The following is a 5,047-nucleotide window of genomic DNA, read 5'->3' on the forward strand; positions in this document are numbered from 1 at the left end:
CACTAGTGAGGGGATATGCCCGACCACATCACTCCTTGCATTCGGTCATGCAGTCGCCGGCCCAACGCTCCGCTCTTTGCCAGACTTCTCCATGAATCTTGTTGGACGTAGATTCTGTTAGGGATGGATCGCTACTCGGCAATGATTCTCTGGCGTTGGTCATCGCCTGCCGCCATCGTTGCGGCGGCACCCCGGCGAACCGCTTGAACACCGTCGAAAAGTGCGCCTGCGTTTGAAATCCGACGCTGAGGGCGACGTCGACCAGTGGCACGTCGGAGTCGCGCAACATGGCTTGCGCGCGTTCGATGCGCCGACGCAGCATGTATTCGTGCGGTCGTGAACCGGTCGCCCGCCTAAACTGGGCGGCGAAGTGCATTCGCGAGAGCCCGGCCGCCGCCGCCATATCCGACAGCCTGATGCAGTCCGAGAGACGGCTGTCGATGTGCTCGACTACACGTCGTAACCGCCATTTCGGCAGGGCCGCCTTGCTCCGCGTGCACGTGAGCGCTGGCTGCTGCACTCGGCAAAGCGCGACGAGGCGCGTGACGAGCGCGACGCATACGGCATTAGCATAGAGCGCGTCCACACCATGCCGCAATTCGTCGACCACCAGAAGCGCGCGTGTCAGCCGTTCGAGGATCGGGTCGCAGGTGATGCGAGGGTCAGTGATCCAGTCTTCGTTAACCTGGTCGTATAGCGCTTGCAAGTTTTGATGAAGCGGAGCACTGGCCACTTCCACATTCAAGTTGTCGCCTACTCTCCGTTGGCCCGTTCGTTTCACCACGAGGAGATTCACGGTATCCGAGCCTTTGTCGTCTTCTTGACCGGTGACAATGAACGAGATGGTGATCCTGCCGATGGCAAGCCGGATAGCAAGAGCGGTTCCCTGGACCTCGCTTGCATGATGACCTTTCCAGCCTTCCCGACTCTGCGTGTTGTCGCCGTAAGGCATCAACTGGAAGAACATTGGTTGCACCCCGTCGTTCGGAAATTGTGCACCATGCTCGGTGGTTCGCGTTGCTGTCTCCACTTGGCGATGGTTGCGCCGCCTGCAACCTTGGTCGGAATCGCTTATACCTTGGTATGGCCGGCCGGCGCCGGCGCTTGGCACTGCTGTGTTCAAGTCAGGGTCACTGTGCAGCTTCGGGTGAACGCTTTGGCCCGCCTAATGAGGATGGGGATGCAATTGGGTTATGCCGCTGCGATTCCTGGCGTACGGCAAGACCTCTCCGGGAGAGCCGCGACTCGTTCGATTGGAAACAGTTCCATCAAGCGCGCTTGGATCATTGGCGGGATGGCTGGCTATTCTCGCGTGCCGTCGACTGCCGCAAGGGCGGCAAATTCGGCATCGGCGAGAACGATTTCTTTTGCCACCTGGAAAGCATAGCCGAGTCGATGATGGTGGCTGTTCTCAACTGGACGCTTGGCTTCAAACGCAAGGATCGTTCGCCCAGAATCTGGTGCCGAAATCCGGCCGCAACAAAGCCACGACCCGACGCAGAAGGGCGAGCCTTAGGCAGGAAGGCCGCCATGATCGCGACCTGTTTGGGAAGCCGGAAATAGAAATGCTCGATGCCGTTGAAGTTGCCGCCGCGCCACTCCGGCAAAATGGCACCGCACAAACGACGATGCGGGACCTTCTTGTGACTGGATGGGTTACGCGGCGGATTGGATCAGTTAAGGCTGGTGCGCTCCCCCAACCATTCCGGACGAAAAGCCCCGCCAACTTCGCCTTGAGCTGATCGATGCGAGGCCGCCCGATCACGTCTGCAAGGGAGCGGTTGGGTGCGGCCCTTGGACCGCCCGGGTGACGACTCGGGTCGGCGGTCCTCGCGTCATCGGTAGGCGAGGGGAGCCCTGATCGTGCGGGCCGGCGTGTCGGCACGCCCCGACAATGGATCAGCTCCACCAAGTCGGCGCTACCCAAAGGGACTACTTCAGTTGCAGCGGCTGCACTATCTCGGTTTCGTCCAGCCCGACCTGGCCTATCGCGACAAGCCTGGCCGGCCCACCACCCACTGGCAGGTCAATCCGGCCCTCGCCGCCGAGCGCGGGCCTTCCAGGCTGTGGTGGGCGCGAAGCCGGTCAGTCGGCGACAGCCCATGGCGACCGGCGAACAGGCTCGCTGCTCGCAAGCCTCTCCAGTGCTCTCTTGCGCGCGGCACCGCGCTCCCAGTCGGACACCTGGATCAGCCCGGCGACCTGGCGGATCAGGGCATCCTCGTCCGGATCGAGCGCGCCATCGGCGTAGGCGACCGTCCACAACATCTCGATGATCTGCACGCGCATGTCGGCACTGGCATGCCGGCAGATCTGCTGCGTGAAGGGGAAGTACTGGGTGGACCGCTGCATCGCCTGATCGGCCTGCTCGACAAGAGACTGCACGCTCTTGGCATCGAGGCTGAACATGCGGACGAGCAGCTGCTCGATGGTCCGTCGCTCGACGGCATTGACCTTGTCGTCCATGCGCGCCAGCTCGATCAGCAAGGCGGCGACCGCCAACGGGAGGTCGTCAGCAGGCTTCTCCGAAGTCCACTCGCCGCGACCGGCCAACAAGTCCAACAGACGATCAAACATGCCGCCTCGGATGCCACGCCAGTATGTCCGGGAAAAGGCATTTGGATCCCGCCCCGGTGGATTGCAGCGATTCAATGTTGGGGTGACGGGGACTAGACTGGCCGGTCATGTCACCGTTTACTTGGCTGCCCGGCCTCGCAGCCGACTCCCTCAGCGCCATTGCCTCCGCGCTGGCCAGCGTGTCGCCCCTGAACCAGGCCGGCTATCGCATCGCCGTCACCGGCTTGCAGCGCTCGGGCAAGACGGTGTTCGTCACCTCTTTCGTGCACGCGCTCCTGCACGCCAAGGATGCGCCGGTCGAGGCCTTTCCGTTTTTTCCCTGGCGCGAGCGCGTGCGCGAGGTCGAGCTGCAGGACATTCCCGGCCTGCCGGCGTTCCCCTACCGCGATCGCCTCGCCGACCTTCTGGCCGAGCCGCCGCATTGGCCCGCGCCCACCGAAGGGCTGAGCGCCGTCCGGGTGCGGTTGCGCCTCGCGCCGGCGGCGCGGCTCGACCGCCGTCTGCTGGAACCGCAGACGCTGCATCTCGATCTCATCGACTATCCGGGCGAGTGGTTGCTCGACCTGCCGCTGCTGTCGCTCGACTACGAGGAGTGGTCCGCCGAGATGGAGGAACTCGCCAACGCCGGCAAGCGCACGGCGCTGTCGGTGCAGTGGTCGGCGCAGGCTCGAGCGCTCGATCCCGCGGCCAAGGAGGATCCTTTCGCGCTGGCCCACATCGGCAGCGCCTACGTCGACTACCTGAAGCGCTGCCGGTCGGAAGGCCTGTCCTTCCTGCAGCCGGGCCGCTTCCTCGGCGGCACCGCGCCGCTCGAGACGCTGTTCTTTCCGCTCAGCCGGGCGCGCTCCTCGCGCTCGGGTACGAACGGCGCGGCGCTGGCCCGGCGCTACGAGGCCTACCGCAAGCTGGTCCGGCGTTTCTACGAGCAGGTGTTCGGACGGCTGCGCCGCCAGGTCCTGCTGGTCGATCTGCTGACGGCCCTGCAGCAAGGCCAGGAATCCTTTGCCGACCTCGCACTCGCGACGCGCACGGTCGTCGAGGCCTTCGAGGATCTGCGGCATCCGCTGGCCAAAGTCTTGCCGATCGGGCGTCTCGATCGCCTGTCCCTGGTCGCGACCAAGGCCGATCACATCACGTCGGGCCAGCTCAACAATCTGGTCGGCCTGTTGCGCGACATGCTGGGCGAACCGTTCATGCGCGCCAATGCCCGGCAATCCGGCCTGCTGGCCATCGCCTCGGTGCGGGCGACCGCGCAGGTGACCCGGCTATGGCAGGGCGAGGCGATGCAGTTCCTGCGCGGCGTGCCGCGCGGCCGTTCCGACGCCGTCGAGGTGCGCCCGGGCGAGATTCCCGGCCAGATCCCCGATCGCGGGAGCTGGCCGGGCTTCGTGTTCAACATCCGGGATTTCGAGCCGCCGCGGCTCGGCGCGCCTTTCGAAAAGCCCCTGCCGCACATAAATCTGGACAAGGTCCTGCAATCGCTGATCGCGTGAACGACGCGGGGCCACCACGGAGGCGACATGACCGTATCGACCACCGACCGGCAGCTCGTGGACCGCGAGTTCCAACCAGGTGAACTGCCCGTCGCCGAGCCGACGCCAATCGCCCAGGCTGAGCAGGTCGGCAACGGAGACGAGGGGCGACCAAGCCTGGCGGCCTGGCTGGCGATGGGCTCGGCGGCCCTCATCGTCCTGCTGATCGTCGCCAGCGCAGCGGTGACGCTGGCCGAGAGCACGATCCGCGAGGGCAGCGTGCTGGACGGCCTCTATCTTGCCGCGCTGGTCGGGCTGTCGGGCTCGCTGGCCTGGCTGGCTGCCCGGCAGACACGAGCCCTGCGCAAACTCAAGTCGGCGGAACGCGCCCGCGAGATGGCCGTGCAGCTCGCCAAGCTCGACGGCGCCGGCAGCGGCATGCGGCTCCTCGCCGCCCTGCGCGCCGTCTATTCCGACAAGCCTCTGGTCCTGGGCCAGCTCAATGCCGCGGCGCTGGCGCTGCAGCCGCATCATTCCGACCGCGACGTCATCGACCTGCTCAATCGCGAAATCTTCCAGGCGATGGACCGCGAGGCCGACCAGCGCATCCAGAAGGCGGCACTTCGCGTCGCCTTCGGCGTGTCATCCTGTCCGCACCCCGCCCTCGACGCCGTCGTGGTGCTGGTGATGAGCGTGATGCTGATCCGCGATCTCATGGCCGTCTACGGCTTGCGCCACAGCCTGCGCAGCCTGTTCCGTGTCATGACCCGTTCGCTGTTCCTCGCCTCCTCGACGGCGCTGATGAGCACGGCCGTCGAGTTTGCGATGAAGGCGGCGCAGGACCGCCTGGCTGCTGCCGTCGTCGGCACCGCCGGCGAGGCACTCGTCGTCGCCCGACGGATGCTGGCGCTGGGCGCGGTCGCGAAGGCCGAGATCCGCCCGCTGCCCCCAAGCTGACCCTCAAATTCCTCTCCCCCCGCTAGGGGGAGAGGCTAGGT

The 5,047-nt window shown here is 65.5% G+C and carries 5 protein-coding genes; 2 read left to right on the forward strand and 3 right to left on the reverse strand.

Annotated elements, in window-relative coordinates:
- Positions 1 to 28: 28 nt before the first annotated feature.
- From RSO01_RS31935 to RSO01_RS31945, 3 genes are all read right to left on the reverse strand, one after another.
- The gene (locus RSO01_RS31935; protein ID WP_147154613.1) at positions 29 to 967 is read right to left on the reverse strand and encodes a helix-turn-helix domain-containing protein; all 939 of its coding nucleotides are present in this window, start codon (positions 965 to 967) and stop codon (positions 29 to 31) included.
- A gap of 316 nt (positions 968 to 1,283) precedes the next feature.
- The gene (locus tag RSO01_RS31940) at positions 1,284 to 1,622 is read right to left on the reverse strand and encodes a hypothetical protein (protein WP_147154614.1); all 339 of its coding nucleotides are present in this window, start codon (positions 1,620 to 1,622) and stop codon (positions 1,284 to 1,286) included.
- 463 nt (positions 1,623 to 2,085) lie between these two features.
- Positions 2,086 to 2,577 carry a tellurite resistance TerB family protein gene (locus tag RSO01_RS31945; protein WP_147154615.1) on the reverse strand — a complete coding sequence of 164 codons (492 nt, stop codon included), beginning with the start codon at positions 2,575 to 2,577 and terminating at the stop codon, positions 2,086 to 2,088.
- Positions 2,578 to 2,684: 107 nt separating this feature from the next.
- On the opposite strand from RSO01_RS31945, the gene RSO01_RS31950 reads away from it, so the two are divergent.
- Complete coding sequence (locus tag RSO01_RS31950; protein WP_147154616.1) at positions 2,685 to 4,070, forward strand: YcjX family protein; 1,386 nt, start codon at positions 2,685 to 2,687, stop codon at positions 4,068 to 4,070.
- A 27-nt stretch (positions 4,071 to 4,097) separates the two neighbouring features.
- Positions 4,098 to 5,006, forward strand: coding sequence for a DUF697 domain-containing protein (locus RSO01_RS31955; protein ID WP_147154617.1), 909 nt, complete (start codon positions 4,098 to 4,100; stop codon positions 5,004 to 5,006).
- Positions 5,007 to 5,047 lie beyond the last annotated feature (41 nt).

It is taken from the genome of Reyranella soli (genome assembly GCF_007992495.1).
Classification (GTDB): Bacteria; Pseudomonadota; Alphaproteobacteria; order Reyranellales; family Reyranellaceae; genus Reyranella; species Reyranella soli.

Bases quoted from the DNA above. Each gene is read 5' to 3' on its own strand.
- RSO01_RS31935 (WP_147154613.1), bottom strand. From the start codon at position 967: ATGTTCTTCCAGTTGATGCCTTACGGCGACAACACGCAGAGTCGGGAA.
- RSO01_RS31945 (WP_147154615.1), bottom strand. From the start codon at position 2,577: ATGTTTGATCGTCTGTTGGACTTGTTGGCCGGTCGCGGCGAGTGGACT.
- RSO01_RS31955 (WP_147154617.1), top strand. From the start codon at position 4,098: ATGACCGTATCGACCACCGACCGGCAGCTCGTGGACCGCGAGTTCCAA.
- RSO01_RS31950 (WP_147154616.1), top strand. From the start codon at position 2,685: ATGTCACCGTTTACTTGGCTGCCCGGCCTCGCAGCCGACTCCCTCAGC.